This window comes from Paeniglutamicibacter sp. ORCA_105 (assembly GCF_045798545.1).
GTDB lineage: Bacteria > Actinomycetota > Actinomycetes > Actinomycetales > Micrococcaceae > Paeniglutamicibacter > Paeniglutamicibacter sulfureus.
Map to the genome: position 1 here is coordinate 58,740 of NZ_JBIXLM010000018.1, position 26,313 is coordinate 85,052.

General features: G+C 66.0%; 25 protein-coding genes, 1 tRNA gene and 1 pseudogene. 11 read left to right on the plus strand and 16 right to left on the minus strand.

Annotated features, from left to right (window positions below; genetic code table 11):
* Positions 1-177: 177 nt before the first annotated feature.
* Together ACIPUB_RS10775 and ACIPUB_RS10780 are read right to left on the minus strand one after the other, a co-directional pair.
* A complete protein-coding gene (locus ACIPUB_RS10775; protein ID WP_407607373.1) occupies positions 178-693 on the minus strand; it encodes a DUF3027 domain-containing protein in 516 nt (171 codons plus the stop codon).
* A 4-nt stretch (positions 694-697) separates the two neighbouring features.
* A complete protein-coding gene (locus ACIPUB_RS10780; protein WP_264268532.1) occupies positions 698-1,081 on the minus strand; it encodes a cold-shock protein in 384 nt (127 codons plus the stop codon).
* 251 nt (positions 1,082-1,332) lie between these two features.
* On the opposite strand from ACIPUB_RS10780, the gene ACIPUB_RS10785 reads away from it, so the two are divergent.
* The 5 genes from ACIPUB_RS10785 to ACIPUB_RS10805 all read left to right on the plus strand — a co-directional run bounded on the left by ACIPUB_RS10785 (position 1,333) and on the right by ACIPUB_RS10805 (position 5,359).
* Complete coding sequence (locus tag ACIPUB_RS10785) at positions 1,333-1,563, plus strand: hypothetical protein (protein WP_407607374.1); 231 nt, start codon at positions 1,333-1,335, stop codon at positions 1,561-1,563.
* 133 nt (positions 1,564-1,696) lie between these two features.
* Positions 1,697-2,407: a response regulator transcription factor gene (locus tag ACIPUB_RS10790; RefSeq protein ID WP_217388348.1), complete on the plus strand. Its 711-nt coding sequence runs from the start codon at positions 1,697-1,699 to the stop codon at positions 2,405-2,407.
* A 52-nt stretch (positions 2,408-2,459) separates the two neighbouring features.
* A complete protein-coding gene (locus tag ACIPUB_RS10795) occupies positions 2,460-3,932 on the plus strand; it encodes an ATP-binding protein (protein ID WP_407607375.1) in 1,473 nt (490 codons plus the stop codon).
* Positions 3,933-4,117: 185 nt separating this feature from the next.
* A complete protein-coding gene (locus tag ACIPUB_RS10800; RefSeq protein ID WP_407607376.1) occupies positions 4,118-4,408 on the plus strand; it encodes a WXG100 family type VII secretion target in 291 nt (96 codons plus the stop codon).
* 54 nt (positions 4,409-4,462) lie between these two features.
* A complete protein-coding gene (locus tag ACIPUB_RS10805) occupies positions 4,463-5,359 on the plus strand; it encodes a DUF4031 domain-containing protein (RefSeq protein ID WP_407607377.1) in 897 nt (298 codons plus the stop codon).
* Between the two features lie 17 nt (positions 5,360-5,376).
* Here the strand turns inward: ACIPUB_RS10805 and ACIPUB_RS10810 are convergent, their stop codons facing one another.
* The 4 genes from ACIPUB_RS10810 to ACIPUB_RS10825 all read right to left on the minus strand — a co-directional run bounded on the left by ACIPUB_RS10810 (position 5,377) and on the right by ACIPUB_RS10825 (position 9,316).
* A complete protein-coding gene (locus ACIPUB_RS10810) occupies positions 5,377-6,135 on the minus strand; it encodes a phosphotransferase (RefSeq protein WP_407607378.1) in 759 nt (252 codons plus the stop codon).
* A 212-nt stretch (positions 6,136-6,347) separates the two neighbouring features.
* Positions 6,348-7,985 carry a chaperonin GroEL gene (gene groL, locus ACIPUB_RS10815; RefSeq protein ID WP_407607379.1) on the minus strand — a complete coding sequence of 546 codons (1,638 nt, stop codon included), beginning with the start codon at positions 7,983-7,985 and terminating at the stop codon, positions 6,348-6,350.
* A 280-nt stretch (positions 7,986-8,265) separates the two neighbouring features.
* A complete protein-coding gene (locus tag ACIPUB_RS10820) occupies positions 8,266-8,925 on the minus strand; it encodes a LytR C-terminal domain-containing protein (RefSeq protein WP_407607380.1) in 660 nt (219 codons plus the stop codon).
* Positions 8,926-9,019: 94 nt separating this feature from the next.
* Positions 9,020-9,316 carry a DUF3263 domain-containing protein gene (locus ACIPUB_RS10825; RefSeq protein WP_264268539.1) on the minus strand — a complete coding sequence of 99 codons (297 nt, stop codon included), beginning with the start codon at positions 9,314-9,316 and terminating at the stop codon, positions 9,020-9,022.
* Positions 9,317-9,451: 135 nt separating this feature from the next.
* On the opposite strand from ACIPUB_RS10825, the gene ACIPUB_RS10830 reads away from it, so the two are divergent.
* Complete coding sequence (locus tag ACIPUB_RS10830; protein WP_407607381.1) at positions 9,452-10,225, plus strand: uracil-DNA glycosylase; 774 nt, start codon at positions 9,452-9,454, stop codon at positions 10,223-10,225.
* Here the strand turns inward: ACIPUB_RS10830 and ACIPUB_RS10835 are convergent.
* Positions 10,222-12,051 (minus strand): threonine/serine exporter family protein, encoded by a 1,830-nt coding sequence (locus ACIPUB_RS10835; protein WP_407607382.1) that lies wholly within the window; start codon positions 12,049-12,051, stop codon positions 10,222-10,224. The two genes, ACIPUB_RS10830 and ACIPUB_RS10835, sit on opposite strands and share 4 nt — an antisense overlap.
* A 199-nt stretch (positions 12,052-12,250) precedes the next feature.
* On the opposite strand from ACIPUB_RS10835, the gene ACIPUB_RS10840 reads away from it, so the two are divergent.
* Entirely contained in the window at positions 12,251-13,309 is a 1,059-nt protein-coding gene (locus ACIPUB_RS10840) for an LLM class flavin-dependent oxidoreductase (protein ID WP_407607383.1), read from the plus strand.
* Positions 13,310-13,386: 77 nt separating this feature from the next.
* Here the strand turns inward: ACIPUB_RS10840 and ACIPUB_RS10845 are convergent.
* Positions 13,387-13,463: transfer RNA gene (locus tag ACIPUB_RS10845), tRNA-Val, on the minus strand.
* Between the two features lie 477 nt (positions 13,464-13,940).
* Between ACIPUB_RS10845 and ACIPUB_RS10850 the strand changes: the two genes are divergently transcribed.
* Entirely contained in the window at positions 13,941-14,525 is a 585-nt protein-coding gene (locus ACIPUB_RS10850; protein WP_407607384.1) for a GNAT family N-acetyltransferase, read from the plus strand.
* 64 nt (positions 14,526-14,589) lie between these two features.
* Here the strand turns inward: ACIPUB_RS10850 and ACIPUB_RS10855 are convergent, their stop codons facing one another.
* From ACIPUB_RS10855 to ACIPUB_RS10865, 3 genes are all read right to left on the minus strand, one after another.
* Positions 14,590-16,161, minus strand: coding sequence for an acetyl-CoA hydrolase/transferase family protein (locus tag ACIPUB_RS10855; RefSeq protein WP_407607385.1), 1,572 nt, complete (start codon positions 16,159-16,161; stop codon positions 14,590-14,592).
* A 360-nt stretch (positions 16,162-16,521) separates the two neighbouring features.
* The gene (locus tag ACIPUB_RS10860; RefSeq protein ID WP_407607386.1) at positions 16,522-16,662 is read right to left on the minus strand and encodes a hypothetical protein; all 141 of its coding nucleotides are present in this window, start codon (positions 16,660-16,662) and stop codon (positions 16,522-16,524) included.
* Between the two features lie 561 nt (positions 16,663-17,223).
* Positions 17,224-18,408: a glycosyltransferase gene (locus ACIPUB_RS10865; RefSeq protein WP_407607387.1), complete on the minus strand. Its 1,185-nt coding sequence runs from the start codon at positions 18,406-18,408 to the stop codon at positions 17,224-17,226.
* Between the two features lie 246 nt (positions 18,409-18,654).
* Between ACIPUB_RS10865 and ACIPUB_RS10870 the strand changes: the two genes are divergently transcribed.
* Positions 18,655-19,272 (plus strand): hypothetical protein, encoded by a 618-nt coding sequence (locus tag ACIPUB_RS10870; protein WP_407607388.1) that lies wholly within the window; start codon positions 18,655-18,657, stop codon positions 19,270-19,272.
* A gap of 263 nt (positions 19,273-19,535) precedes the next feature.
* On the opposite strand, the gene ACIPUB_RS10875 is transcribed toward ACIPUB_RS10870, so the two are convergent.
* From ACIPUB_RS10875 to ACIPUB_RS10885, 3 genes are read right to left on the minus strand one after another with little or no spacing between them, the layout of a single operon-like run.
* Positions 19,536-20,507 carry a ribokinase gene (locus ACIPUB_RS10875; protein ID WP_407607389.1) on the minus strand — a complete coding sequence of 324 codons (972 nt, stop codon included), beginning with the start codon at positions 20,505-20,507 and terminating at the stop codon, positions 19,536-19,538.
* Positions 20,508-21,929 (minus strand): MFS transporter, encoded by a 1,422-nt coding sequence (locus ACIPUB_RS10880; protein ID WP_407607390.1) that lies wholly within the window; start codon positions 21,927-21,929, stop codon positions 20,508-20,510.
* A complete protein-coding gene (locus ACIPUB_RS10885; RefSeq protein ID WP_407607391.1) occupies positions 21,926-22,906 on the minus strand; it encodes a nucleoside hydrolase in 981 nt (326 codons plus the stop codon). Before ACIPUB_RS10885 ends, ACIPUB_RS10880 begins: the two co-directional genes overlap by 4 nt.
* A 190-nt stretch (positions 22,907-23,096) precedes the next feature.
* On the opposite strand from ACIPUB_RS10885, the gene ACIPUB_RS10890 reads away from it, so the two are divergent.
* A complete protein-coding gene (locus tag ACIPUB_RS10890; RefSeq protein ID WP_407607392.1) occupies positions 23,097-24,140 on the plus strand; it encodes a LacI family DNA-binding transcriptional regulator in 1,044 nt (347 codons plus the stop codon).
* An 8-nt stretch (positions 24,141-24,148) separates the two neighbouring features.
* Here ACIPUB_RS10890 and ACIPUB_RS10895 read toward each other — a convergent pair whose 3' ends face one another.
* Positions 24,149-24,694 carry an RDD family protein gene (locus ACIPUB_RS10895; protein WP_407607393.1) on the minus strand — a complete coding sequence of 182 codons (546 nt, stop codon included), beginning with the start codon at positions 24,692-24,694 and terminating at the stop codon, positions 24,149-24,151.
* A gap of 174 nt (positions 24,695-24,868) precedes the next feature.
* Between ACIPUB_RS10895 and ACIPUB_RS10900 the strand changes: the two genes are divergently transcribed.
* A complete protein-coding gene (locus ACIPUB_RS10900) occupies positions 24,869-25,771 on the plus strand; it encodes a dihydrodipicolinate synthase family protein (RefSeq protein WP_407607394.1) in 903 nt (300 codons plus the stop codon).
* Between the two features lie 57 nt (positions 25,772-25,828).
* Here ACIPUB_RS10900 and ACIPUB_RS10905 read toward each other — a convergent pair.
* Positions 25,829-26,089: pseudogene (locus ACIPUB_RS10905) on the minus strand (relaxase domain-containing protein); the annotation flags it as partial.
* Positions 26,090-26,313: the final 224 nt, after the last annotated feature.

A 26,313-nucleotide genomic window follows, 5' to 3' on the forward strand; every position in this document is an offset into this window, starting at 1 on the left:
TTCTTCCGCGTACGAATCGGGCGGCGCCCACCCACGGTTGATCCCGCGGGTCGGCGGCGCCCGCTTTTCTTAAGCCGATGCCTGCCGCCCGACGGCAAGGGAGCGGGCAGCGATCCGAAGATCGCTACCCGCTCCCTTGTTCACTTCAGGGGACAAGTCCCCTGGTTGCCTATTCAGCTATTTGGCGTCTTCGTCCGAGTCGTCTTCATCGGAGGCGACTTCGTCCGTCGCAGCCGCGGATTCGGTCTCGGTTTCCGCGGATTCTTCCTCCGTGCCTGAGGGGGCGGAATCGTCCGAGCCCTCCGGAGCCGAGGCTTCGGCGACGCCGTCCGCAACCGCGGCGGCGTCCTCGGCGGCCTGGCGCTCGGCGTCCATTTCCTCCGGTCGAACTCGCTCGGCCCACGGCACCCAGGCCGGGGCCAGCAGTGCGTCCTCGCCGGGCAGGATCCCGACCTCGCACACCGTGAGGTCCTTGGCCTGGGCACGCGGGATGCGGGTCAGCGTGGCAAACCAGCTCCAGCCCTCGTAGCCGGGGAGCAACACGTCGAAGCGGTGAGTCACCAGGCGTTCGCCGTCGTTCACGGCTTCCTGGTATTCACCGATCGTTGCCTCGTCGGTGATTTCCAGCAGCGCCTTGCGCGCATGGTCCACGGCCTTGGCCAGTGTCGTATCGAGCATTACTTTGCGGGACATGGGTTCAGGCATCCAAATCGTCGGCTACGGCGCGCAGCACTGCTGCGACCTTGGCACCCTGGGCTTTTTCGGGGTAACGGCCCCTGCGCAGTCCGTTGGAGACCGAATCGAGCACCTTGATGAGGTCCTCGATCAGCACCGCGGTGTCCTCGGCCGGCTTGCGCTTGGCGCGGGCCACCGAGGGTGCGTCGTCGATGATGCGAACGCTCAGGGCCTGGGCACCCTTGCGGCCTTCGGCAACGCCGAATTCCATGCGGGTACCCGGTCGCAGCTCGGTCGTGCCCACGGGCAGCGCCGAGGCATTCAAGTACACTTCCTGGCCCTCGTCGGTCACCAGGAACCCGAACCCCTTGGAGGGCTCGTACCACTTCACTTTGCCGGTTGGCACGTCTAACTACCTCGTTCTTGCGTCTCAATGGGGCAACGGCGGCGGGCCATTCAGGTTCCGCGTTCCCATTTCTGGCGATGTCCCGGCGCGAAACCACGCAGCCCGTCCCCCTATGGGGGGCTTGCGGGCGGGCTCATGCGTCCGGGGAAGTCTATATCTTCTAGGGTACGACATCAGCGGCTTGCCCCTTCCCACCCACGGGCCAAGGCCTCCATGATGGCCGTTTCGCCGGTGCACGGTAGTTTTAAGGGGTGAACACCTCCGCCGCTGCCCCAACATCCCTGCGCATCCTGACCTTTCTTGCCGGTGGCGTAGCCATCGCCTCACTCGCCGCGCTGGCCGTGATCCTCATCCAATACGCGATGCAGCTTTCCCCGGCCCCGGTGCTGCTGGCCGTGGCGCTCTATGGATTGCCGCTGGCGTTCATCCTGCTCATCGTGATCCTGGCGCTGAACTTCCGCGAGCGCCGCCGCTCTCACTAGCCCACGTCGCCCGATACCCGCCCAAGTGCCCTGCCGGCTCCGGGCATCTTGGGGGTGATCATTGGGCGGGGCACCCTTGCCCGCACACCAAACACACAGCGTTCTTACAGATAGCGGTTGCAGACTGGTACCCATGAATGCCAAAACCCCCGAAGCGAAGCTCCTGGTCGTCGACGACGAACCAAACATCCGCGAATTGCTTTCCACCTCCCTGCGTTTTGCGGGCTTCGAGGTGGTTGCCGCGGCGAACGGCCGCGAGGCCCTGGCAGCCGTGGAGGCCGACACCCCCGATCTGGCGGTGCTCGACGTGATGCTCCCGGACATGGACGGATTCACCATCACCCGGAGGCTGCGCGCCGCGGGCAAGCACTTCCCGGTCCTCTTCCTCACCGCACGCGACGACACCGAGGACAAGGTCACCGGGTTGACCGTCGGCGGGGACGACTACGTCACCAAGCCCTTCAGCCTCGACGAGGTGGTCGCCCGCATCCGTGCCGTGCTCCGGCGTACCCAGCCGGCCGAGGAAGACAGCGCGATCATCCGGGTGGATGACCTCGAGCTGGATGACGACGCGCACGAGGTCCGCCGCTCCGGCGAGGTCATCGAGCTTTCGCCCACCGAATTCAAGCTGTTGCGCTACCTGATGATGAATCCCAACCGGGTGCTGTCCAAGGCACAGATCCTTGACCACGTATGGGAATACGACTTCAACGGGGACGCTTCCATCGTGGAGTCCTACATTTCCTATCTGCGCCGCAAGATCGATTCCCGCGCCGAATGGCCCTCGCTGATCCAGACCAAGCGCGGCGTCGGCTACCTCATGCGCACCGCCGACCGCCGCTAAGACGAAAGGCCGGTTCCCACACGTGGAAAGTGCCCGCAGATTCTGGCGACAGGTGTCGTTGCGGACCAAGCTCGTGGCGCTCATGAGCTCCCTGATGATCCTGGGGATCGTGGTCACGGCCGTCGGCTCTGCCCAGTCGCTGCGGCTGATGCTCACCGCACAGCTGGACACGGACCTGAGGTCCAACAGCGCGACGATCACCGCCACCATGCTCAATGACTATGCGGGCATTGCCAATATCAACCCCAAGTCCAACGGGCTCGCCCGTTTCTACGGGGATCTGCGCAACGAGTCGGCCGAGGTTCTCTACACCATGCCGCGCCGTGCCGCGCCGGACAACAATCCGCTGGATGCCCCGGCTGTCGATGCGCAGGTCATCGAGCGCTTGCGGGAGGACCCCGCAGCCTCGCTCTCGGTGCCCGGCAGCAACCTGGGCTCCGCCGGGTGGCGGGTGCGCATCGTGGACCTACCGCGCACCGACTACGACCTCATCTACGCCCTGCCGATGACCTCGGTGCAGGACACCGTCACCAAGGCCACGATGCTGGTGATGTCCACCGGCATGCTGGCCACGCTGCTGATGTCGATGATCGCCTACGGGATCACCACCCGGGCCCTGCTGCCGTTGCTGCGCGTTGAACGAACGGCGGCGGCCATCGCCGCCGGGGACCTGTCCCGCCGCGTGGAGGACTACCCTCCGGAGACCGAGGTCGGGCGGCTCTCGCGCTCGCTGAACGCCATGCTGGCGCACATCGAACACGCCTTCCGCGGGCGTGCGGCTTCCGAACGCAAGATGCGAAGATTCGTCCAGGACGCCTCCCACGAACTGCGCACCCCGTTGGTGACCATCCAGGGCTACTCCGAGTTCTACCGGCAGGGCGGGCTCAACGACCCGGAAATGCTGCGCACCGCCATGGGGCGCATCGAGGCCGAGTCCAAGCGCATGGCCCAGCTCGTCGAGGACCTGCTGACCCTGGCGCGGCTCGACGAGCAGCGCCCGCTGGACCGCAAGCCCATCGATTTGCTCCTGCTGGCCGGTGACGCCGCCGAGGACACCCGGGTCAATGCCGTGGACCGCAAGGTGCGCCTGATCGGCCTGGACGGCGGGGCCCCGCAACCCGCACCCACTTCCGGGGACGAGGCCCGGCTGCGGCAGGTCGTGGCCAACCTGATGACCAACGCGCTGCGCTACACCCCCGAGGGCAGCGACATCGAGATCGCCGTGGGCGTCAAGCCGGTCATCGACGGAAGGTCCGATGCGGTGCTGGAAATCCGCGACCATGGCCCGGGCATCTCCGATGACGACGCGGGACGGGTGTTTGAGCGGTTCTACCGCGCCGATTCCTCGCGCCAGCGCGAGACCGGCGGCACCGGGCTGGGGTTGGCCATTGTCGCGGCGATTGCCGCGCAGCATGACGGCTCCATTCGGCTCAGCGAGACCCCCGGCGGCGGGGCCACCATGTCGATCCACCTGCCCTACGTCAAGCCCGAGGACGACCCGGCCGAGGATGAGGACGACGACTGACCCATCGGCCGTGGAGTTGTCCACACCCCGTCGCGGCCCCCGGGTCGCGGCGGGACGGGTGCCCTAGCCTGAACTCGGAGGCGTGCATCCATCCATCGCGCGTCTCCCGCCGGGCCGCTTGCGCCATTGCCATTGCGTCCCAAGGCCCGGCGCCAAACAGCCATTGCACGGGAGTGAAGCCAATCATGAGCACCTTTGCCGCCAACACCAACGAAATGCAGGCCCGGTCCATGAGCCTGCATGCCACCATCGAGCGCGTGCGGGCCGAGGTGAACTCGCTGACCTCCTCGCTGCAGGACCTCCAGGGCACCTGGCAGGGAGCGGCCTCGACCAATTTCCAGTCCGTGGTGGCCGACTGGCGCAACACCCAGGCACGCGTCGAGGAATCCCTCTCCTCCATCGGCACCGCGTTGAACCGGGCCTCGGTGCAATACGACGAGGCGGAAGCCGCCAACGCGTCCCTGTTCACGTACTGACCTTTCCAAGGCCTCTTGCCGGGACGGGGTGTTCGCGCGTATTAGTCTGGGGACGTGTCCATCCTCATTGATCCCCCGTTCTGGCCGGCCCACGGAACGCTCTTTTCGCACCTGGTCTCCGATGCGTCGCTGGACGAATTGCACGAATTTGCCAGGGAACAGGGCCTGCCCGAGCGCGCCTTCGACCGCGACCACTATGACGTCCCGCAAAAGCGCTACGACGACCTGGTCGCGGCCGGTGCCGTCCCGCTCCGGGCCACCGAGCTGGTGCGGCGGCTCATAGCCTCGGGGTTGCGCGTGCGGGCCAAGGAACGGCCCGAACGACTCGACGCCGTGCTGCTCGCGCGCTGGGACGCCCTGGGGCTCGGCGCCCCGGAGCTGGGCCGCGAACTGCTGGGGTGTTGGAGCCAGGAGCAGCGCGTCTACCACGACAGGGCGCACCTGCTGGCGGTCCTGACGGCCCTGGACGCCCTCACGGGCGGGACTGCCTCCTCGCAGTCACACCTGCCGGTGCACCTGGCGGCCTGGTTCCACGACGCGGTGTACCGCGGCACGGCCACCGATGAAGATGAATCTGCCGCGCTGGCCGCGGCACGCTTACCGGACCAAGGCATCGGCTCATCCGTGGTGGACGAGGTCGTGCGCCTGGTCCTGCTGACCAAGACGCACAAGCCCGCACCCGGCGATGTCGCCGGTGCCCTGCTCTGCGACGCGGACCTGGAGGTCCTGGCCCGTCCGGCCGGCGCCTACCGGCGATACACCGTGGCCGTGCGCCGCGAGTATGCCCACGTGCCTGACGCCGATTTTGCCCGCGGGCGATCAGCGATCCTGCGCGCATTGCTGGCCGGCGGCTCGCTCTACTCGAGTGACAGGGGCCGGGCGTTGTGGGAAGAAGCCGCTCGGGCCAACCTCATGGCTGAGCTCAAGGACCTGGAAGCCCTCGCCCCATAGGCTTCGGCTGCCTGGCCCTAAAGAGCAAGGGCTGACGCCCAGAGCGCTTCGTGTTTCCTCACGAATCTGGCGGCATCCGCCCAATGCCGGCCATGCCCGTTGGCGAACATCCCGCCCCACGGCTGGACGTCCTTGAGATGGGCGTCGCGAAGAAAGCCGTACATGGCTTCGGTGCGTTCGCCCATGGCCGCCGGCAGCTTGGCGCGCAGATCGGCGTCGGCCCGGTAGCCGTCAACGACCAACGTCCGCAACCGCGCCGCGGCCTGGCCCGGATCCTCACCGGAGACGAGAAAGGCAAGCGACTGGGCAGCATAGGCCAGATCCCAGAGACGCGTGCTTGGCCCCGCACCGTCCCAGTCGATGAAGGCCGGGCGGTCCCGGCCAACCAGGTTCCATGGTGCCAGGTCGTTGTGGCAGATCAGGTCCGCATGGGGAGCCTGGATCAGGGTGGACCAGCAGTCGTCAGTGGATCGCTTGAAGCTTGCGGAGGCGTCATGGATCCGGCGTATCAGGTCCCCTACTTCTCCCAGGGGTTTCTGCGGCAGGGGCCGGTCGTGGGGCGCTGGGGCACCGGAAACAAATTCCGTGATTTGCCGGCCTTGCCTATCCCGGCCCAATGGCCGTGGGACCTCGGACAGCCCATGCTCACGGAGATGGGCCATGAACCTGTGAACCGATGGCGTGCTTTCAAGCCAGGGCTTGCGCACTGTGGAACCGATGCGCACCACCTCACCGGCGGCGTTCCCGCCGACCAGCGGCACTTCGATGTGGGGCATGGCCCCATGCTAGTCCGCCGCAAGCGATCCCCCCGATGCCTGAATGCGTAATAGTCATGGCGGTCCGGGCGCCAGGAACCCGTTAACGCCGTGAGCCGCCTTCCATACGGTGTCCCGTCCTCCCCGAGGGGGAAACGGTACACCGTGGGAAAGCGGCTCACGGTTTAGTGCCAGGTACTGCTAACGCGCGGGGCGTGGTGAAGCAGGGGGGATTAGAATCCGCCCATGCCGCCCATGCCACCCATGTCGTCGCCACCCGGTGCTGCTGCGCCGGCCGGAACCGGCTTGTCGGCGACAACGGCCTCGGTGGTCAGGAACAGACCGGCAATGGAGGCGGCGTTCTGCAGGGCAGAGCGCGTGACCTTTACCGGGTCGTTCACGCCGGCGGCGAGGAGGTCCTCGTAGACGCCGGTGGCTGCGTTCAGGCCGTGACCTGCGGGCAGGCCCTTGACCTTGTCGGCGACAACGCCCGGCTCCATGCCGGCGTTGAAGGCGATCTGCTTCAGCGGAGCTTCAATGGCAACGCGCACGATGTTCGCACCGGTTGCCTCGTCGCCCGTCAGCTGCAGCTTGGCGAATGCAGCAGCGCCGGCCTGGATGAGGGCCACGCCGCCACCGGCGACGATGCCTTCTTCGACGGCGGCCTTGGCGTTGCGCACTGCATCTTCGATGCGGTGCTTGCGTTCCTTGAGCTCAACCTCGGTAGCGGCACCGGCCTTGATGACTGCAACGCCGCCGGCCAGCTTGGCCAGGCGCTCCTGCAGCTTCTCGCGGTCGTAGTCCGAATCGGAGTTCTCGATCTCGGCGCGAATCTGGTTCACGCGACCGGCGATCTCCTCGGCGTCGCCTGCACCCTCGACGATGGTGGTCTCGTCCTTGGTGACAACGACCTTGCGGGCGGAGCCCAGCAGGTCGATGGAGGCGTTTTCGAGCTTCAGGCCGATTTCCTCGGAGATGACCTGGCCACCGGTGAGGATGGCGATGTCGGCCAGCATGGCCTTGCGGCGGTCGCCGAAGCCCGGTGCCTTGACGGCGACGGACTTGAACAGGCCACGGATCTTGTTCACGATCAGGGTGGCAAGGGCTTCGCCCTCGATGTCCTCGGCGATGATCAGCAGCGGCTTGTTCGACTGCATGACCTTCTCAAGGATCGAAACCATGTCCTTGACGTTGGTGATCTTCGAGTTGACGATCAGGATGTACGGATCCTCAAGAACCGTTTCCTGGCGCTCGTTGTCGGTGACGAAGTAGGCCGAGATGTAGCCCTTGTCGAAGCGCATGCCCTCGGTGAGCTCAAGCTCGAGGCCGAAGGTGTTCGACTCCTCGACGGTGATGACACCTTCCTTGCCGACCTTGTCCAGTGCCTCGGCGATCAGGGCGCCGATTTCGTTGTCACCGGCGGAGATCGATGCGGTGGCGGCGATCTCTTCCTTGGTTTCGATTTCCTTGGCGGAAGCCAAGAGCTCAACGGTGACGGCCTCGACGGCCTTCTCGATGCCGCGCTTCAGGGACAGCGGGTCGGCGCCGGCGGCAACGTTGCGCAGGCCTTCCTTGACCAGTGCCTGTGCCAGGACGGTGGCGGTGGTGGTGCCGTCGCCTGCGACGTCATCGGTCTTCTTGGCAACTTCCTTGACGAGTTCCGCACCGATCTTCTCGTACGGATCCTCGAGCTCGATCTCCTTGGCAATGGAGACACCGTCGTTGGTGATCGTGGGGGCGCCCCACTTCTTTTCCAGAACGACGTTGCGACCACGCGGGCCAAGGGTGACCTTGACGGCGTCGGCCAGGATGTTCAGGCCGCGCTCAAGGCCGCGGCGTGCTTCCTCGTCAAATGCAATGATTTTGGCCATAGCGGCTTATGTCCTTTCGGGACGTTCATGCGTATCTACGACCTGAGGCAACGCCCGCGACGGACGAAGAATCCACGATGTCATGGGACGATCGCAAAAGCTTCTCGCTGCCCTGGTCAAGGACTCACTCAAACACCGCCCCAAGGCTGCATGTATCCGCTCGAAACTCCGATCGAATTAGCAGTCGGGGCGTGCGAGTGCTAATACAAATCTTGGCACTCAACCACTCGGAGTGCAAGCTGTGGGTCTTTGCCGTCAGCGTATTGCGGTGCCAGTGCGGCTAGTTGTAGTTGCTTCCCAGCACGATGGCGATATTGCCCGGGATGTTTGCGCTCTGCATGACCGAGGTGATGCCCAAGGCGTCGGCCGCGGCCTCCGCGGTGGCCCGATGGGTCTCGGCGCGGTAGTAGACCGTGGAATAGTTGACTTTCTTGGTCCAGTTCGATGCCGCGACATTGCTGAACCCGGCACCCTGCAACTCCGTGCGCGCCTTGCCGGCAAGGCCGCCGACCTTCGCACCGTTGTAGACGCCCATTGCCATGGCGGTGTCAGCGCCTTCCGCCAGGCCGCTTTCGCTGGCCTCGGTGGAGGAGCTGGGTTCCGTGGATTCGCTGGCCTCGTCCGCCGATTCGCCCTCTACGGGCGTTTCGCTGGCTTCGTCAGCCGATGTGGACGCGGAGGATTCCGCGGCGTCCTGGGTGCCCGAGGAGCTGGCGGCAACTGGTGCCGGGTCGGTCGTGGCGCCCGTGAGCTTGGGCAGGACCATGAAGGAGAAAAGTCCCACCACCAGTGCAATCGCCCCAAAGACCATCAGCCAACGCAAGCCGGATCGAGCCCCGCCCACGGATGCGGCGGCAGCCCAGCCGTTTTCGCGGTGCGAGCCGCTACGGTTGCTGAACTCTGGGACGCGATCAAATTCATCGCGCGGATAGTTGGTCATGCCCGTCCTCGGTGATCTGGCTTGCAATGTGGGCATGCGCGGCTGCAGGAATACAAGCGCGGCCGGGCCCCGAAACGCCAGACGTGCGTTGCAATCATGCCTCGGGTCCGAGCCGTTTCGCCGACCGAGCGCGATGCCTCGTCGTTCGTAGTCTACGCAATCGCTTGACCAGCATGGGGTCATGGGCCAGCGCTGCGTCCGTGTCGATGAGTGTGTTCAACAATTGGTAGTAGTTGGTTGGCGAGATGGAAAACAGCTCGGAGATGGCTTGTTCCTTGGCCCCGGCGTACTTCCACCACTGGCGTTCCAGCGCGAGAATCCGCTGGGAACGCTCGTCCAGCCCGCTGGATTCGTCAAGCTCAAACTCGAGCTCAAGTGCCTCGGATGACATTGCACTTCCCTCAACTATCCGGTTCCCGGTTCACGGTGAACTACCGGGCAATCTGCCCCAACCGTAACTATTCTAACGTGTTGCCCCCGCAAACCGTTTGCCCTCTCGGCTTGGCATCTGCCCACAATGTATGTCATGGACACCCATGAGACGCCGCTCTTCGAGCTCCCCGAGCCGCAACCCGACACCACTGATTTCCCCTTCGGCCAAGGACTCGCCGAGGCCGTGGACGGCGGATTCGTTGCCGCCGACTGGGCAGAGGCGCTTGCCCCGGTGGAGGGAAAGCTGGTGTCCCTCGCCAGGGAACTCGAAGCCAGGCGCACCTCCGGCGAGCGCATCCTGCCCGCACCGCCGAACATCCTGCGCGCCTTCAGCCGCCCGTTGGCCGAGGCCCGGGTGTTGGTCATGGGTCAGGACCCCTACCCCACGCCCGGCCATTCCATGGGGCTGAGCTTTTCCGCCCTGCCCCAGGTGCGACCGTTGCCACGCAGCCTGAAGAACATCTACCTCGAGCTGCACGAGGACACCGGCCTGCCGATCCCGGCACACGGTGACCTCTCCGCCTGGGCAGACCAAGGCGTGATGCTGTTGAACCGGGTGTTGACGGTGGCTGCCGGTGCCGCGGGTTCGCACCGACGGCTTGGCTGGGAGTCCGTGACCGATGCCGCCATGGCGGCGCTGGCAGCACGCGGGGGGCCGCTGGTGGCGATCCTGTGGGGCAAGGACGCCCAGGCGCTGGCGCCGGCGCTGGGCTCGATCCCCATTATTGCCTCGGCCCATCCCTCGCCCCTTTCGGCGCGGCACGGGTTTTTCGGCTCCAGGCCCTTCACCCGGGCAAACGCGCTGTTGGTGCAGGCCGGCGGCGCGCCTATCGACTGGGCACTGCCCCTGGTGGTCCCGCGCGGCTAGCGGCGGCGGATGTTACGGCGCTCCGCCAGCACCTCGGCACCGATCAGCGGGCGGGCGATGGTGTCACCGAAGACCACACCCCCGGCAATCGCCATCATGATGGTGAACGCGGTGAACATCTGCACGATGGCCGAGTTCATGTCTTCGACCTCAAATACGATTCCGTACATGGAACGGAAGATCATCAACCCGGGCAGCAGGAACACGATGGCGGGGGCGGCCAGCACCAGCTGCGGGGCACCCATCTTGTAGGCCACCCAGCGCCCGGCCAGGCCGACGAAGGTCGCCGCGACGGCCGGCGCGGCCCGGTCCCCCACGCCCAGGGCCTGGATGCCCAGCAGGATCAGGTAGCCGAGCAGGGCGATGCCGCCGGTGGGCAGCAGGAGCTTGGGTTCTGATTGCTCGGTGATCGCGCCCATGATGACCGCCGCAACGACCAAGGCCGCCAGCAACCAGCCGGGATAGGAAATCGTGTCGATGACCCGCACGTCCAGCTCGGGGGCACCCAGTAACTCGCCGCCGACCAGTGCCGTCATGATGCCCGTCAGGATCGCGGCATAGGTCAGTGCGGCAGAGAAGAACCGTCCGGCGGCGGTGACGGGGAACCCGTTGATGGCATCCTGCAGGGCGGAGACAAACCTGGCCGAGGGCAACAACAGCAGGATGCCGCCGGCGACCACCAACGCCGCGTCCATGGGCGCGTTCAGGGCGTGGAAGAGCACCGCGATGGCCGTGACGACAAAGCTGGCGGTGGCAACCGAGAAAAATTCGGGCACACGCCAGCGTGCCGCATACTTGATGATCTGTCCGACAGCCAACGAGGAGACGAAGGCCAGGATCGCCCCGGGCAGGGAGCCGCCGATGAAGATCACGAAGAGGGCAGCAAAGGCACCGGCGGCCGAGCCGATCATCCAGCGCGGGAAGGGCTTGGGCCGGCGCGAGATCTCCCGCAGCCGGTCCACCGACTGCTGCCGGGTCACGCCGCCGGAGACGATGTCGGAAACCAGCCGATGCACCTCCGCCAATCCGGCAAAGTTGTTGGTCCAGGAGCGCACCACGCGCAGCATCGAAAACGACTCGCCCTCCGGCGGGGAAAAGTTCAGGTGGATCGACTGGTTGGTGATGTCGACGTCCGTGTAGCTGAGCCCGAGGGCCGCGGTCACGGCGATGACGCTGGTTTCCACTTCCAGGGCGCCGGCACCGTAGCGGAACATGGTTTCAGCAAGGTCCAGGGCGAATTCCAGGGTCTTACGCGCCGAGGCGTCCTGTGCGGCGTTGACCTTCGGGTTGGCATAGGGGGTTCCCTTGAGCCGCTCGACGATGTTGAACGCCTGGGTGGGAGGGCTGTCGGAGGCCAGCAAACGCGAAATCATGCGCTTGGCTGCAGGGTTGGCGCGCGGCGGCAGCGCCGGGGCACCCGTGGAGGTGATGCCGACCTGGCCGGTCTTGGCGTTAATGGCGTCCTGGGCCAGCGTGGTGGGCCGCGGCCGCTTCGTGGGCTTGGCAGGCTTGGGCGCCTTGGGCGGCCTGGCGCCCCCGGCCCGCTTGGCTGCTGGCCTTCCCGAAGGCTTGCCGGCCTGTTTGGGGACAGGCTTCGTGGGCGTCGGCGCGACGGCCGGCGTGCCGGTGGCCGGTTTGCCGGTTGCCGGCGTGTCAAGGTGGGGGAACAGCGGGGAGTTCTTCGCGTGCGCGGCAGCGTCCTTCAGGGCCTGGGCGATATGGGTCATTTCCCCCGCTTCGACACGGCGAATGCTCGAGACCTGCGGGTTGGGATCCTCGCCCGGTGACGCCGGGGCGGTGGCGTCCGGCCCCTTACCTGAAGACACGCTTCCTCCTGTCGTTTGCGCTTGCTCCACCCACCATACCGCCGCCTTATGTCCCATTGATCCACTGGCCACGCAACTCACATTTGACTGATTGGACACAGTGCGACGCCGGACCCCGGGAATATCCGCACGGAATCCGGAGTTGAGCCACAATGAATGCAAACGCATATAACTCACGGCAGGAGAAACACGGGAAATCATGAGTGAATCCACCACGAATACACAGCAATTCGAGATCGGCATCGAGACGTTCGGCGACATCACCAACGACGCCAACGGCCAACCGCTCCACCCGGCCCAGGTCCTGCGCAACGTGGTCACCGAGGCCAAGGCCGCCGAGGCCGCCGGACTCGACTTCTTTGGGGTGGGCGAACACCACCGCGACGACTACTCGGTCTCCGCCCCCGAGGTGGTCCTGGGCGCCATCGCCTCGGTCACCGAAAGGATCAAGCTGGGATCCGCCGTAACCGTGCTGAGCTCGGATGACCCGGTGCGCGTCTACGAACGCTTTGCAACCGTCGATGGCCTGTCCAACGGACGTGCAGAGGTCATCCTGGGGCGCGGCTCCTTCATCGAGTCCTTCCCGCTCTTTGGTTACGAGCTTTCCGACTATGAGCTGCTCTTCGAGGAGAAGCTCGCGCTGTTCGCCAAGCTGCGCAAGGGCGAACCAGTCAGCTGGTCCGGCCAGACCCGCTCCGCGCTGCGGAACCAGTCGGTCTACCCGCCCATTGAAAACGGCACCCTGGACGCCTGGGTGGGCGTGGGCGGCAGCCCCGAATCGGTGGTCCGTGCGGCACGTCACGGCCTGCCGCTGTTCCTGGCGATCATTGGCGGGCAGCCCATGGCCTTCGAACCGCTGACCCGGCTCTACAAGCGATCGCTAGAGGAATTCGGCCACCAGCCCCAGCGCATCGGCGCGCACTTCCACGGGCTGGTGGCCGACAGCGATCAAGAGGCGCTGGACCAGCTGTGGCCGCACTACAAGCTCACCATGGACCGGTTGGGCTCCGAGCGCGGCTGGCCGCCGGCGAGCCGCATGCGTTTCGAGGCCTCGGCGGGCCGCGACGGATCGCTGCTGGCCGGCAGCCCGGAGACCGTGGCCAAGAAGATTGTCCGCTTTGCGAGCGGGCTTGGCCTTTCGCGTGCCGACATCAAATACTCTGCCGGCTCGTTGCCGCACGAGACCATGATGCGAAGCATTGAATTGCTGGGGACCAAGGTCAAGCCCCTGGTCCTGGAGATGCTCGAGGCAAAGTAGGGGGCTGTGGCTTCCCCCGAAAACACGCACCACGCTTAACGAAAAGAACCCCCGGTTTTCCGGGGGTTCTTTTCTGTTGGTGGTTCTTAGCAGACTCGAACTGCTGACCTCTCGCGTGTGAAGCGAGCGCTCTAACCAACTGAGCTAAAGAACCGGGCTGCGTCTCCCAAAGGAGTACCTAGCAAGATTAGCCGAGCACCGCGGTGCACGCCAAATCGACACGAAATCCATCGGCGCTCCCCGCCCTGCGAACTGCTCGCCCCACCAGCTGTAAACCTTCGGCTTTCGCGCCACGCCCGGGCATCAAATACACAGGTGAAATGCTGGCGAACAAACAACTCCGCGAACCCGTCAAAACCCCCGGAATCGCGGTGATTTTCGACGCTTGAAACCACGCCGTGCGGCGGACGTTTCGGGGCAACCGGCGCGTCGCCCCCAAGCCGTATTTACAACATGGCTTTCGGCAGGTAATAATTTCACTGTCGACTTCTTCGACGCCCAAACTGGGCCCTACAAGGAAGCTGCCGGGAACCGCCGGCAGCGGTCCCCTACCGGCCAAAGAACCGGCCCGGCGTAATTCCGGGAACCCCTTCTTTCGTTCGCTCTCTTTTTGCTTAGAGGACCGCTCCCAGTGCTTCCCAACATCGAGTATTCCCTGTCTTACTCCGCGCCCACCGGCATCGAACGCGATGCCCTCTCTGCGCTCGCCCTGAACCCTGACGCGCGCTGGCACGAACGCATGGACCATGCCCTGTTCGTGGTCACCGCGCTGCACGAGGGTATCCGGGTTGGCCTGGGAATCGTACACAATTCCGTCACCGCGCCTACCCAGGCACCGCGCCCCATGGAGCTTGGTGGCATGTTCGTGCACCCCGCCTATCGCAGGCTGGGCATCCGCCAGTACATGGCCGAATCACGGCTGACCTACGCGTTGTCCATGGGCGGCACCCCGGTCACCGTGATCGACAACCGCAACCAGGCTTCATGGGGCTACTACGAGCGCTCGCCCCGATGGGCACGCGAACGCGAATACTCCGGTTACTTCACCGGATTGCCCATGACGATCTGGGTATCCACGGAGTCCTCCTGGCACCGCACCGGCATGGGCTTGACCCCGCTGGTCCCGGCCCAGCCGAACACCGTGCTTCCCCAAGGCCTGAACCGGGCAGAGCCGCTTGGTTTTGGCCCCGACCAGGGAAACGCCGTGCCTGCTTAAAACGTGGAGCCCGTCTTGCCCGCCCCAACGGTGTGCAAAACGGGCTCCACTGGGTTGCTGGACCCTATGCTTCCGCCGCTGCCGGACGCATGTCGCCGGTGTCGATGTAGCGCTGGTGCCAGGACAACGACTCTCCGAGCAGGTGCGGAGTGTGCTTGCCATAGCTGCCCACCTTGGCGCGGTCGAAGTAGTCCTGCAGCATCGGGCGGTATGCCGGTGCCGCGCACTTGTCGATGACCACCTGGGCACGCTGCTTGGGCGAGAGCCCGCGCAGGTCGGCCAGTCCTTGTTCGGTAATCAGGATCATGGTGTCGTGCTCAGTGTGGTCCACGTGGCTGGCCATCGGCACGATGCCGGAGATCTTGCCGCCCTTGGCGACCGACGGTGACATGAACACCGAGAGGTAGCCATTGCGGGCGAAGTCGCCCGAGCCGCCGATGCCGTTCATGACGTGCGAGCCGACCACGTTGGTGGAGTTCACGTTGCCGTAAATGTCGGCCTCGATCATCCCGTTCAGGGCGATGCAGCCCAGCCGGCGCACTAGCTCGGGGTGGTTGGAGATTTCCTGCGGGCGCAGCAGGATGCGCTCGCGGTAGAAGTCCACGTGCCTGTTGAACTCGTCGATGCCGTCGGAGGACAGAGAGAAGGAGGTTGCCGAGGCGAAGCCCAGGGTCCCGTCCTTGAGCAGGGACAGCATGCCGTCCTGGATGACCTCGGTGTAGGCCTGCAGGCCCTTGTAGCCGCCGCGCGCCAGCCCGGCGAGCACCGCGTTGGCGATGTTTCCCACGCCCGACTGCAACGGCAGCAGCTTGTCCGTCAGTCGTCCCGCACGGATCTCGTGGTCAAGGAAATCGAGCAGGTGGTCGGCGATCTGCGTGCTGGTTTCATCGACCGGGGCGAACGGGGACAGCCGGTCGGGGGCGTTGGTTTCCACCACGGCGACGATCTTGGCCGGGTCCACGCGCAGGTAGGGCTCACCGATCCGCTGGTCGGCGGTGGTCATCTCGATGGGCTTGCGGTGCGGGGGCAGCGCGGTGCCGTAGTAGATGTCGTGCATGCCCTCCATGGCGGCGGACTGCTGGCTGTTGACCTCGATGATGACCTTGTCGGCCATGTCCAGCCAGGTCTTGTTGTTGCCCACCGACGAGGACGGGATCAGGCTGCCGTCCTCCTTGATGCCCACCACCTCGATGATCGCCAAGTCGATCTTGCCGTAGAAGCCAAACCAGGCGTGCTGGGCCACGTGGGAGAGGTGGATATCCATGTATTCCATCTCGCCGTCGTTGATGCGCCGGCGCAACTCCGGATCCGACATGTAGGGCAGGCGCAGCTCCATGCCGCCTGCCCGGGCCAGCACCCCGTCGAGCTCCGGGGCTGTCGAGGCCCCGGTGAGCACGTTGATCTTGAACGGATTACCCGAGGCCTGTTCCTTTTCCATGAGGGCGGCGAGCGCTCCCGGGACGGCTTTCGGGTAGCCGGCGCCGGTGAAGCCGCTCATGGCCACCGTCATGCCGGGCTTGACCAAGGCCGCGGCCTGTTCGGCCGGCATTCGAAGGTCGAGAAACTTGGGGTATTGGATCCGATCGTGCACGGCTGCCCTTCCTGAAGATGTGTGACACACGTTGCCTCGTGTCATTCGCGCCACTTTAGTCGGTGATCGCATCACATTTGGGCCACTTTGCGCCTTCGATGCGCCGAACCGTTGGCTGGCTCGGTGAGGCGGTCCGTATTTGCGGTGACTGGCACCCGGCAGCAGACCTCCCGGATACCCTGGCCGGATCAAGGGGCGCCTGAAAACGAGGGGGGGTCGTTGGGGCTGCCGCGGGGCCGTGGTCATCGCCGACCAGGTCGTTGGTTCGGGCATCCCGGCCCGGCTGCCCTCCCCTCTGGTCCGCCACGGGGCCGGACCATCAAAAAGGGTGCACGCGCCAATGGCGGGTGCACCCTTTTCGCTCGTCATGGGCCCGGACCGTGCGGTACCGCGCCACCTATATTCCTAGGTGGCTTTCTCGGTGCCCCGGTCCCCATGTTGCTTGTGTGCCTTGCGGTAGCGCGAGACCATGGTGAAGGTCAATGCGCCCAGGAGGCCGATCATCGTGAAGGCGGTAATGATGAGTGCTTCATGATCTGGTGTCATAGTGGTCCATCCTTTCATGACGGTGCGGCGATTCAACGGGTCTACCCGGCGCCGGTCACCGCCGGACGCGCCGTGTTCGACGCCGGGAGGCGTCGAACATTTGGCACATTCCTAGTGGTGCTATTGCATGCACTCCACCTCGGTGGAAGGGCATGCCGAATTTCGAACAATCCTCGTTGATCCGCCGGTCCACTGACCGGCCAACTCAAACGTGCAATCGACATCCGAAGCGACGCGCAGGGGCCTGTCAGCAAAGATTTCTGGCAGGCGTGCTTCATCGAATCGCGCGGCCCGTTTTCGGTTCAGGCTGCAGAGCGTGGGTACGGGGGATTTGCTGTCGCTACCTTCAGCGCTGCATCCGGCCCTGACAAATTCATCCCGGCCCAACTGTCCGTTCCGCCCAAGTGTTTGCACTGCTATACGAGCGGCCGTGCGGAAAATTCCGCAGCTCACGCTCTTCTGACAAACCTCAAGGGGACCTTTAACTATCGCATCTTTGTACGAGATGTACAAATCGGCTGGCACATCGTACCCCCTTGCGCGCGATCAGCCCCCCTAGATTCACAATTCGAGCTCGTCGAGCAGGAGCGAGCCGTTGGCGGCGTCCCGCGCGATCGTCCCACCGAGTTTCACCGCGGCGGCCCGGTAGCTGTCGGTCGCCAGGACCTTCGTGATGGCCTTCGCGATCCGGGGCGCAGCGGCTCCGCGCGGAACCGCGATGCCGGCTCCTCGTGAGGTGACCCGGATGGCGTTGCCTGATTGGTCGCGGCCGTGATGCAGGATGACGAGCGGCACTCCCGCGGCCAATGCCTTCACCACGGTGCCGTGGCCTCCATGCGTGACGACCAGGCTGGAGCGTGCCATCACCTGGTGGTGGGGTGCGGCGGCCACGACGGTGACATTGGCCGGCGCACGGATCTCCCCGGGGTCGATCGAGGGGCCCGTGGTCACCAGTCCGCGCACCGGGAGGCTCCCGAGAGCGTCCACGATCCGCTGCATGCACTGGACATGGTTCTGGAAGGTCGAGGACATGGCCACCAGGACCAGTGGCGCCTCGCCCGCCGGTGGTGCCCACGGGGCATTGGATGTCCATGCCGGGTCATCGAGGATCGGGCCCACGTAGCGGGCGTTGGCCGGCAGCTCGGCGGGGAAATCAAAGGCGGACGAGGTGAGAATCAGCTGGCGTCTGGCGTGATGCACCTGTTCCCACGTAGTGGCGACCGGGGCCAGTCGGTGCTCGGCGCGCAGTTCGTTCAACGGCGCCAGCGCGTACCTGTCGATCAGCTTGGTGCCACCGAAAGTGGTCATGCGGTCGCGCAGTGCACCCAGCGGCCCCTTCGCGGGGGCGAAGCCGGTGCCCACTTGCGGCATGCCCTTGGCGGGCAGCGGGTAGGTGTTTGGCAACAGGACATCGAAGGCAACCGCGCGCGACTCCGCCGCAACCATGGCACCGAAGGCGAAGAACGATGTCAGCACGAGGTCCGGCCGCACCTCGTCGATGGCAGACACCGTGTCCCGCGCCTGCTGGGGCGCCGGTCCCCCGATCATGTTGTGGAACATGTCGCGGGCCAGGCCCATCGGGGTGTGTAGCGCCCAGTCGCGAATCTCGCCCGTCTCACCATCGGTCCAGAAACGGAAGGAGGCCCCGGCTCCGGTTGCCTGTTCCTCCATGGAATTGTCGCCGAGCATCACGACCTCGTGTCCCCGGCGGGCAAGCCGGCGGGCGACGCCGAGCTCCGGCGGCACCGTGCCGCCGGCGTCCTTGAGTGCGAAGAGATAGGTGCGGCGCGTGGTTTCCGTAGGGTGCCCTACGCCCCGGGGACCGTCAGTGGGGTCGTCCAGGGCTGCAACGGTACGCCGCGGGTACGACGTGCAACATCCGTGCCAGTACCCGTTTATTTTTCCTGCACTGGGCACTCGGGGGACGCCCGTAAAGATCGCCGGCCGTCACCCGACATCCCCGGTTCGCCGGCGCGTAGTAGGCTTCCGTCCATGACCACCGCCGTCGTTTTCGTCGCCGTGCTTGTCCTGTTGGTTCTCTTCCAGCTTGCCCTGGCGTTCGGCGCCCCGTGGGGCCGGTTCGCGTGGGGCGGGCAGTATCCCGGCACGCTGCCTGCCGGCTACCGGATCGCCTCCGCATTTTCCGTCCTGGTCTACGGGTTCATCGCGGTGCTCGCCCTGGACCGTGCCGGAGTTCTCGAGGTGTTTCCGGAAGGCTTCTCCCGGATTGGCATCTGGGTCGTGTTCGGATACCTCGCCCTCGGCGTGGTGATGAATGCGATCTCCCGATCCAAGCCGGAACGATATCTGATGACACCCGTGGCACTCGTGCTCGCGGTTCTCGCGCTGCTCATCGCGCTGGCACCCGCCGCAGAGAGGTCTTTCGCCGGCATGGTGTTGGACAACGGGAACGGGCCGGTGTTCTGCACGACCGTCATGGAGTCCTACCCGCCGCAATGCGGCACCGACTCCCCCGCCGTGCTCGGCTGGGACTGGAATTCCGTGGAGCACGAGCAGTCGCAGTCGGTACGCTGGGGCGAGTACAGATTCCAGGGTATGCGCGGGCGCGACACCATCACCCTCGGCGACGGGGCAACACCGCTGCGCTGAGCAGGTTGGGAAGCGTTGCCGAGGGCGTTGAGCGCGGCCTGCCCACCGCGCTGGAGCTGGCGTTGCCGGGCTCGGTGACGGGGCGTCCGATCACTCTGAACCTGGCATACCCGGACAGCGCTGCCACCTCGGTCTTGAACCTTAGACTGAACAATTTCCGCTCCGCTTAACGCCGGATCCCTCCCGGGGAAAGGTCCGGGAGGGATCTGGCGCGGCCGGGGTTCCTGCCCTTCCCGGGGGATCGGGTTCAGGCAGGGAAACGGCTAGGCGTTGAGCCTGGCGTTGACCGCGGCGGCATCCGGGTAGGCGGCCTGCGTGCCCTTCTTGGTGGCTGCAAGTGCTGCGCCCACCGAGGCAAAGGCTGCCGCGTCGGCCAGCGCGTCCCCGGCGGCCAGACGTGCGGCAAGCCCGCCGGTAAAGGCGTCGCCGGCACCGGTGGTGTCCACCGCATCGACGCGGGTGGGATGGATGCGGACAATACGCTTCTGCGCTGCCGCGGTCGAGTCCAGCACCACTGAGCCCTGGGCACCGAGGGTCACCACGGCGCTTGGCAGCCCGCGTGCCACCAGGAGCTCCAGCACCGGCTCCCAGGCCGAGGTCTCGGCGTCGGGATCCGGGATTTGCTCCCCGTCCAGGAACTGCGAGGCCTCGTGCGCGTTGACCAGCAACACGTTGGAGAGCCGTGCCAAACTGGCCGGGATCGGGGCATACGGGGACAGGTTCAGCAGCACCGTCGCGCCGGCTTCCGAACCGGCCTTTGCCGCGGCCTCGACGGTGTCCAGGCCTACCTCCAGGCACAGGCAGAGCACCGCGGCGCCATCGAAGGCGGAACCTGCGGCCTCGACGTCGGCCGGGGACAGGGTCCCGTTGGCTCCGGCGGTAATGACGATGCTGTTCTCCCCGTGCGCATCCACGGTGACCACGGCGACCCCGGTCTCCACGCCGTCGGCACGGCGGACCTGGCTGACGTCCACGTTGGCCGCGGCGCAGGAGTCAAGCAGCATCTGCCCGTTGGCGTCCCGGCCCACGGCGCCCACCAGGGACACGTTGCCGCCCAGGCGGCCGGCGGCCACGGCCTGGTTGGCGCTCTTGCCGCCGGGGTTCACCGTGAAGCCCTCACCGTGCAGGGTCTCCCCCGGGGACGGCAGGCGCTGGGTGTAGATGGTCAGGTCGGCGTTCAGCGAGCCGACCACCACGATCCGGCCGGGCTCTTGCCCCTGGGCTTGGGTCTGCATCTACTTCACCTCTGCGTCGACGGGCTTGGGGATCAGCAACGAGGCGGCGAAGGCCGCCACGGTGATGACCAGGCCGACCACCACCACCGTCACGTAGGAGGCGCGGTCGCCCAGGGACGAGGTTCCCACCAGCACCGCGGGCAGCACCAGGAAGCTCAGCCCGGCACCCAGGTTGAAGGCGCCCGCATTCATGCCCGGCAGGAAGCCGGGGTTGCCCTTGGGCGAAAGCACCACGCCCAGGCCGTTGAGCATGATGTTGGCGGTGCCCGCGTACATGATGCCCAGCAGCGCGGTGCCGGCAACCATCATGGGCAGCGAGTCCATGCCGAAGAACACGATCAGCAGCAGCGCGGCGACGGAGCCGATCATGCCGATGCGCAGCACCTTGTTATAGCCCCACACCGGGGCCAGGCGTCCGCTGATGGGCCCGAAGACCCAGCCCAGCAGCGCGTAGGGGGTGAGGATCAGCAGCGCGGTCTGGGTGGGACCGACCCCGAAGCCGGGGCCCGCTGCCTGCACGTAGGCGGGGACGATGCCGTTGATGACGGCGAAAATGCCGGTCATGGTCAGCACCGTGGTCAGCAGCGGCGCCCAGGTGGCGCGCTGGCGCAGGTGCTCGAGCTGCACCATCGGCTCTGCCACGCGCTTCTCGGTGGCCCAGAAGCCGTAGAAGGCGGCGGCGGCCAGGGCCAGCAGCACCAGCGAGGTGATCACGATGGCCGGGTCGATGCCGCTGACCAGTTTGGCGGCCTCGTTCAGGGCCGTCAACAGGGCGCCGACGGCGACGACGATGAAGAACACGCCGAGCCAGTCCATCTTGGTGCCGGCCTGCGGCTTGGACTCGCGGGTCAGCAGCGCCACGGCAACCGCTGCAAGGACGGCCAGCACCACCATGAACCAGAAGATGGAACGGAATCCGTGGTTCTCGGCCAGGTAGCCGCCGAGGAAGGAATCGACGCCGGCGACCCCGCCGTTGACGGCAAGGATCAGGCCCATGAGCGTGCCGTAGCGGCGCGGGTTGGGCACCGCGCTTCGCAGCATCAGCAGACAGAGCGGAACCGTGGGGCCGGAGATGCCCTGGATGATGCGGCCGACGAAGAGCCATTCGATGTTCGGGGCCAGGGCCGCGACGACGGAGCCGACGGCGGTCAGCAGCATCATGATGACGAGGATGCGCTTGCGGCCCACCACGTCGGAAAGGCGGGGCAGGAAGAGGGAGAACAGCGCGGCGGTGGTGAAGAACCAGGTCTGCGACAGGCCGATGGCCGCCTGGTCGGTGCCCAGCTCCTCGCCCATGGTGACCAGCGCGGGGCTAAGCATGGAGGCGTTGAGCTGGAACGCCACGCAGGCGGTGAGCAGGGCGGCGGTCAGTGCCACCGCGCCACCGCGGGTGGCGGTGGCCTTTTCGGTCAGGGTGCTCATGCGCTTGCGAGCTCGACGTCGCCGATGCGCACCAGCGCGTCGGTCACCAGGTTCCAGAAGCGCTCGTGGTCAAGGTCCACGGCCACGGAGGTGTGGCAGTCCGCGGGGGCCGGGGCGCGGAAGTCCGCCACCGTCATGCCCAGGGTCAGCGTGCCCGTCAGTTCGATGTTCACCGGCACCTTGCGGGTGGTGACGATGGTCGGGTCGATGACGTACGCGACGGCGCAGGGGTCGTGGACCGGAGGGAAGTCGAAGCCTTGGGCGTCCTTGTAGGTCGCCTTGAAGAAGTCCATGAGTTCGCGCACGAACTTGGCCGGGCCGGTGCCCACTGCCTCGATCTGCGCGACAACCTCGTCGGTGGCCAGCGCCTGGTGGGTCAGGTCGAGTCCGACCATGACCACCGGCCACTTCTCGTTGAAGACGATGTGCGCGGCCTCGGGGTCGATGATGATGTTGAATTCGGCCACGGCGCTCCAGTTGCCCACGTGGTAGCCGCCGCCCATGAGCACGACTTCCTTGACCCGCTCCACGATGCGTGGCTCCTTGCGGGCGGCCATGGCGATATTGGTCAATCCGCCGGTGGGGACCAGGGTGACGGTGCCCGGCTCGTGCGCCATGATGGTGTCGATGATCAGGTCCACCGCGTGGCGGGGATCCAGCTCGATGGCTGAATCGGGCTGGACGGGGCCGTCCATGCCGGATTCGCCGTGGATGTCGGGGGCGTTCTCGATGGTGCGCACCAGCGGGCGGTCACAGCCGGCGGCGAAGGGAACCCCGGTGATGCCGGCGATGGTTCCGGTCGCGAGCGCGTTCTTGGTGACCTTGGCCAGGGTCTGGTTGCCGACCACGGTGGTGACGGCAAGCAGTTCGATCGCAGGGCTGCCGTGGGCCAACAGGATGGCAACGGCGTCGTCATGTCCGGGATCGCAGTCGAGGATGATCTTCCGCGGTTCGGTTGTAGCGATGGGTGCGCCCATGGTTTTCTCCACATCTTCGGGGATAACTTACCGGGGTTTGCGGCCGCGGAAAGGAAATGCTGTTTCCCCGAAATTCTGGCACCCTTTGGCGGCTGTCGTCAAACGCTTAACTACGGCCGTGGATATGTCCTAGTCAAACGCTTGACCTCCAACGGGTCCCCACGGCCTCCGCTCGACTAAGATTAAGGTCATGCATTCGACCCCAAAGCCGCGCGCCACGGCAATCAACCGGCGACGGGTCACGGCCGCCATGGTGGCAGAGCGCGCGGGGGTCTCAACGGCCACGGTTTCCCTGGTTGCCAATGGCAAGGCCAGCGGCCGGGTTTCGCCAGGGAACGAGGCCAAGGTCCGCGAGGCCATCCGGGAACTTGGCTACGTGGTCGACGGGATCGGCAGTTCGCTGGCCAGGGGCGTGAGCAACACCGTCATCATGGTGGCGCCCGACATCTCCAACCCGTTCTTTGCCACGGTCATTGCCGGGGTCCGCGCCGCGCTGGGCTCCGAGTTCCAGCTGCTGCTCTCGGTCACCGACGCCGGCCAGCTGCCCAGCGCCGATGACACCCGCCGCCTGCTGGGGCTGCGCCCGGCCGGGCTCCTGGTTGACGCCCCGGACCCTTCGTTCCTCGAGGAACTTTCGGCGCCAGGTCCCCTGGTGCTGCTCGATGCCCCGGGATTCGGGCCCGATGTCCCGGCCGTGAACCTCGATGTCGCCCAGGGCGGACGGATCCTGGCCGAGCACCTGGCCGCCACCGGCCACAAGAAGGTGGCCTACATCGACGGCACCACCGGGACCACCACCTTTGAGGTTCGCCGCATCGCATTCCTTGAGGCCGCGGGCGCCTTGGGCATGGACGTCCCCGAGGGCGCCCTGGCCGCAACAACCATCAACGTCGGCCTGGCCGCCGATGCCTTTGCCGAGGCGTGGCCACGGTGGAAGAATGCGGGGGTCACCGCGGTGGTCTGCGCAACCGACACCCACGCATACGGTGTGCTGCAGGAGGCGCGCGCCGCCGGGATCTCGATCCCCGGCGAGCTTGCGGTGACCGGTTTCGATGACCTGCCCTACTCGATGACCAGCTCCCCCGGGCTGACCAGCGTGCACCTGCCCGGCGAACTCCTGGGACGGCGGGCCGCCGAACAGTTGCTGCGCCTCATCGCCGGCGAGGACCTGGAGACCCAACAGGTCACCCTGGCGAGCACGCTCATGGTCCGAGGATCGACCGTCCAGGCCTGACGCTTTCCTCAGGAGGCTGGCACCCTCCGAAATTGGACCCGGGTTCCAGCCGCCGCGTCGTGCGGTCCACGTCCGGTGACAAGCACCAACACGATGTAGAGAAGCGCCGCGACCGTTACCGCGTTCAGTCCCACGAAGACCCATGCCGGCGGCGTCGCCTCATAGCCTTCGCGGTAGTACACGTACATCATTTGCCACACGAAAAAGTGGGCGCCTTCCCACGGCAGCAACTTCACGATGGTTCTCAACAGGATTTTCTTGCGGTTCGGCGCCGCACCGTCCGCGGCTGTCACCTCCAGCCCCAGCTTGCGTTTGCCCCAGGTCGCATGGTGCGGCCCGGACTCGGTCCTGTACAGGTAGACGCCGACCACGAAGGTGAGAAGCAAAAAATAGACCAGCTGGCTGCCGAGCGGGCCAATGGTTCCCAGGGTATCGGGCAGTTCCCCGCGGATCAGGAAGACGACAGTTGAAACCACGCCGAGAACGATCATCCAAGCCAAGATGACCACGTAGTCAAGCCCCAGGGCAGCCAAGCGCCGCGTCCGCTCACGCATGGAGCCAGCCTAACTGGCGCGGCATTCCCTGCCAACGGTACGAATGTCGCTGGACAGGGCTCCGGAATCGCCAGCAGCCGAGACGACTCACAACACCGAACCGCCGTGGGGCCGACAGTGCCAAGATAGGCTTCGTCATGTTGCTGCCCCCGTTTCCCTTGTGGAAGGACCCTCATGAAGTTCACCGGCCTGAGTGCTTTTCCCTTGACGCCACTTACCGCCACCGGCATTGACGAGCGCGCCTTCGAATCCATTATTGGCCGACTCGCGTCCGCAGGTGTCGATTCGATCGGTGCCCTCGGTTCCACCGGCAGTTATGCCTATCTCGACCGGAGCGAGCGGGCCCGCGCAGCATCCCTGGCCGTTCAGTGCGCCGGCGGCGTCCCGGTGATCGTCGGTGTTGGCGCGCTGGGCACCCGGGAGGTGCTGCGCAATGTGGAAGATGCCCAGAGCGCCGGTGCGGACGCCGTGTTGCTGGCACCGATGACGTACCAGCCGCTCACCGAGGACGAGGTGTTCGGGCTTTATGAGGATGTCTCGGCGAACCTTTCGGTGCCCTTGGTTGTCTACGACAACCCCGGCACCACACGCGTGAATTTCAGCGATGAGCTGCACGGCCGGATTGCGCAGCTGAAGGCCGTGGCATCAATCAAGATTCCACCTGTATCTGCCAATCCGGCCGAAGCTGCGGAACGTGTCGCTGCCCTCCGGGCGCTGGTGCCCGGGCATGTAACCATCGGCGTCAGCGGTGACGGCGCGGCCGCCAATGGACTACTGGCCGGATGTGATGCCTGGTACAGCGTGATGGCGGGGATCCTGCCGGAGCATTGCCTGGCGATCACGCGCGCCGCCACTTCCGGCGACGTGGAAAAGGCGCGATCGCTGTCGATGGCCATGGAACCCCTGTGGGCGCAGATGGCCCGATACGGGAGTTTCCGGGTCGCTTCGGCAGTGGCCGAGGATCTCGGATTGGTGAAGCCGGGAAACCTGCCCATGCCGGTAAGAAGCCTGGACGCCGTCGGGCGTCTCGCGGTGCGGAGCGCCCTGAATGAAACTGGGATTACCACTCTGGCCTGACGAATGGGCCTTGCTCCGGATCATTTGAATCCAACTGTGCGCGAAAGCCGTTTGGCCCCGTCCGCGCCGGGTGTACACGGCCTCGGATTCAAGGAATGCCATGGCCTCTTCAATGGTTTCGCGGTGGGCTGCCTCGATGGCCTTCCTGGCCTCGGTGCCGCCCACTGACCACAGCACGGAGGCGGATTTCGCGGGGGCAAACACGAGGTCGTAACCGGCCACGGCCTGCGCGGCCGGCTTCGTCTGGGCGGTGATAAACCTGCCCAACTCTTCCTTGTCCTTGGGGTTCCTGGCCTTGAGCTCGGGCGGAGCCCGCAGCCCCCTGGCTCAAGACGGAAGGGGCACTGCACGTCCTGGACCTGGACTCGGGCCAGGACTGCGGAGCATCCCGGTGGTGCAGGACGGCACGGACCTGGCTGGCGGCGGCTACACGCTGTGGGCGTGGACTCCGGAGAAATCCGGCTCAGCACCGAACTGCCGCACATCGAACCGGGGGGGGGGGGGGGGGGGGGGGGGGGGGGGGCGGGCGGGGGGGGGGGGGG

What these genes read in the sequence shown, in the direction of transcription:
- ACIPUB_RS10855 (WP_407607385.1), bottom strand. Translation starts at nt 16,161, where the DNA reads ATGACACGAGGCAACGTGTGTCACACATCTTCAGGAAGGGCAGCCGTG.
- ACIPUB_RS10900 (WP_407607394.1), top strand. Translation starts at nt 24,869, where the DNA reads ATGAAGTTCACCGGCCTGAGTGCTTTTCCCTTGACGCCACTTACCGCC.
- ACIPUB_RS10810 (WP_407607378.1), bottom strand. Translation starts at nt 6,135, where the DNA reads ATGCCCCACATCGAAGTGCCGCTGGTCGGCGGGAACGCCGCCGGTGAG.
- ACIPUB_RS10800 (WP_407607376.1), top strand. Translation starts at nt 4,118, where the DNA reads ATGAGCACCTTTGCCGCCAACACCAACGAAATGCAGGCCCGGTCCATG.
- ACIPUB_RS10890 (WP_407607392.1), top strand. Translation starts at nt 23,097, where the DNA reads ATGCATTCGACCCCAAAGCCGCGCGCCACGGCAATCAACCGGCGACGG.
- ACIPUB_RS10875 (WP_407607389.1), bottom strand. Translation starts at nt 20,507, where the DNA reads ATGCAGACCCAAGCCCAGGGGCAAGAGCCCGGCCGGATCGTGGTGGTC.
- ACIPUB_RS10840 (WP_407607383.1), top strand. Translation starts at nt 12,251, where the DNA reads ATGAGTGAATCCACCACGAATACACAGCAATTCGAGATCGGCATCGAG.
- ACIPUB_RS10885 (WP_407607391.1), bottom strand. Translation starts at nt 22,906, where the DNA reads ATGGGCGCACCCATCGCTACAACCGAACCGCGGAAGATCATCCTCGAC.
- ACIPUB_RS10860 (WP_407607386.1), bottom strand. Translation starts at nt 16,662, where the DNA reads ATGACACCAGATCATGAAGCACTCATCATTACCGCCTTCACGATGATC.
- ACIPUB_RS10895 (WP_407607393.1), bottom strand. Translation starts at nt 24,694, where the DNA reads ATGCGTGAGCGGACGCGGCGCTTGGCTGCCCTGGGGCTTGACTACGTG.
- ACIPUB_RS10790 (WP_217388348.1), top strand. Translation starts at nt 1,697, where the DNA reads ATGAATGCCAAAACCCCCGAAGCGAAGCTCCTGGTCGTCGACGACGAA.
- ACIPUB_RS10775 (WP_407607373.1), bottom strand. Translation starts at nt 693, where the DNA reads ATGTCCCGCAAAGTAATGCTCGATACGACACTGGCCAAGGCCGTGGAC.
- ACIPUB_RS10870 (WP_407607388.1), top strand. Translation starts at nt 18,655, where the DNA reads ATGACCACCGCCGTCGTTTTCGTCGCCGTGCTTGTCCTGTTGGTTCTC.
- groL (WP_407607379.1), bottom strand. Translation starts at nt 7,985, where the DNA reads ATGGCCAAAATCATTGCATTTGACGAGGAAGCACGCCGCGGCCTTGAG.
- ACIPUB_RS10820 (WP_407607380.1), bottom strand. Translation starts at nt 8,925, where the DNA reads ATGACCAACTATCCGCGCGATGAATTTGATCGCGTCCCAGAGTTCAGC.
- ACIPUB_RS10825 (WP_264268539.1), bottom strand. Translation starts at nt 9,316, where the DNA reads ATGTCATCCGAGGCACTTGAGCTCGAGTTTGAGCTTGACGAATCCAGC.
- ACIPUB_RS10830 (WP_407607381.1), top strand. Translation starts at nt 9,452, where the DNA reads ATGGACACCCATGAGACGCCGCTCTTCGAGCTCCCCGAGCCGCAACCC.
- ACIPUB_RS10880 (WP_407607390.1), bottom strand. Translation starts at nt 21,929, where the DNA reads ATGAGCACCCTGACCGAAAAGGCCACCGCCACCCGCGGTGGCGCGGTG.